This window comes from Pseudomonas sp. P5_A2_2 (genome assembly GCF_054177685.1).
The window spans coordinates 1-2251 of sequence record NZ_JBGCUL010000741.1 but is presented as its reverse complement, the minus strand read 5'-3'; the positions used below and the strand labels follow the sequence as shown (position 1 = coordinate 2251).

General features: G+C 60.6%; 2 protein-coding genes. Both read left to right on the top strand.

The window, feature by feature from the left end:
* Positions 1–1254, top strand: a 1254-nt coding sequence (locus ACXRVY_RS25045; RefSeq protein WP_458238524.1) for a peptidoglycan DD-metalloendopeptidase family protein, incomplete at its 5' end; no start/stop codon positions are given.
* A 3-nt stretch (positions 1255–1257) separates the two neighbouring features.
* On the top strand, positions 1258–2251 hold a 994-nt coding region (locus ACXRVY_RS25040), incomplete at its 3' end, for an anhydro-N-acetylmuramic acid kinase (RefSeq protein WP_458238523.1).

The window sequence follows — 2251 nt, the reverse complement described above, 5'->3', positions numbered from 1 at the left end:
GATCAAGACGCTGCTGACGCCGTTCAAGCCACAAATGAACCAGCAACCTCCCCCTTCGCGCAGATCGACAACAGCGCCGAAGACATCCAGGAAACCGCTCAAGCCGAATCGGCACCCGCACCTGCGCCAGTCGTCGAAGAAAAGAAGCCGGCCAGCCACAGGGAAGTGATCGTAACCAAGGGTGACACCCTCTCTACACTGTTCGAAAAGGTCGGCCTCCCAGCCACCTCGGTGCGTGAAATACTGGCCAGCGACAAGCAGGCCAAGCAGTTCAGCCAGCTCAAGCATGGGCAAAAACTCGAATTCGAACTGAGTCCTGACGGTCAGTTGACCAACTTGCACAGCAAGCTCAACGACCTCGAAAGCATCAGCCTGACCAAGAACGAAAAGGGCTACACGTTCAACCGCATTACCGCGAAACCGACCGTACGCTCGGCTTACGTTCACGGCGTGATCAACAGCTCGCTGTCGCAGTCTGCAGCCCGAGCCGGCCTGTCTCACAGCCTGACCATGGACATGGCCAGTGTGTTTGGCTACGACGTAGACTTCGCCCAGGATATTCGCCAGGGCGATGAATTCGACGTGATCTACGAGCAAAAAGTGGTCAACGGCAAAGCCGTCGGCACTGGCCCGATCCTGTCGGCGCGCTTCACCAACCGCGGCAAGACCTACACCGCCGTGCGCTACACCAACAAACAAGGCAACAGCAGCTACTACACCGCTGACGGCAACAGCATGCGCAAGGCATTCATCCGCACACCGGTGGACTTCGCCCGCATCAGCTCGAAATTTTCCATGGGCCGCAAACACCCGATCCTGAACAAGATCCGCGCCCACAAAGGCGTCGACTACGCAGCACCGCGCGGCACGCCGATCAAGGCAGCCGGCGATGGCAAGGTCTTGCTGGCCGGTCGCCGTGGTGGCTACGGCAATACCGTGGTCCTCCAGCACGGCAATACCTACACCACGCTCTACGGCCACATGCAAGGCTTCGCCAAAGGCGTGAAGACTGGCGGCACGGTGAAACAGGGCCAGGTGATTGGTTATATCGGCACCACCGGTCTCTCCACYGGGCCGCACCTGCACTACGAGTTCCAGGTCAATGGCGTGCACGTCGACCCGCTGGGCCAGAAACTGCCAATGGCCGATCCGATTGCCAAGGCAGAACGCCCACGCTTCCTCGCCCAAAGCCAGCCACTGATGGCGCGCATGGAACAGGAAAAAGCCACTCTGCTGGCTTCGAGCAAGCGCTAAGTCATGGCGCTCTATATAGGTGTGATGTCCGGAACCAGCCTGGATGGCCTGGATATCGCACTGATCGAGCAAGCCCCGGCGATCAGACTGATCGCCTCCCACTACATCCCGATGCCCGACTCCCTGCGCGCCGAGCTCCTCGGCTTGTGCGCCAGCGGCCCGGACGAAATCGCCCGCTCCGCCATTGCCCAGCAGAACTGGGTRAAACTGGCAGCCCAAGGGATTCATGCTCTTCTCGCTCAACAGCAACTGAAGCCCGACGACATTCGTGCGATCGGCAGCCATGGCCAGACCATCCGCCATGAACCTGCACGCGGTTTCACCGTGCAGATTGGCAATCCGGCCCTGCTGACAGAGCTGACCGGCATCACCGTGGTCAGCGACTTCCGCAGCCGCGACGTCGCTGCCGGCGGACAAGGTGCTCCGCTGGTTCCCGCCTTTCACGAAGCCTTGTTTGAAGAGCGTCCCGGCAATCGTGCCGTGCTGAACGTCGGTGGATTCAGCAACCTCAGCCTTATCGAGCCTGGCAAGCCTGTTGCCGGTTTCGACTGCGGCCCGGGCAATGTCCTGTTGGACGCCTGGATTCATCAGCAACGTGGCGACAACTATGACCGTGACGGCCAATGGGCCGCCAGCGGCAAGGTTGAACCCGCTCTATTGAATGAGCTGCTCAGCGATCCGTTCTTCGTAACCAAGGGCCCGAAGAGTACCGGACGGGAAGTATTCAACCTGCCTTGGCTGACACAGCACCTGGCACAACTGCCAGCCTTCGCCGCCGAAGATGTTCAGGCGACGCTGCTTGAGCTGACCGCGCTGACCATCATCGAATCTCTGCAAAGCGCCCAGGCAGACACGCAGGAACTACTGGTCTGCGGCGGTGGCGCTCACAACACCGCGTTGATGAGTCGCCTGGCCGCCCTGCTGCCAAATGCCAGTGTCAGCAGCACCGCCACTTACGGCGTAGACCCCGACTGGGTCGAAGCCATGGCCTTCGCGT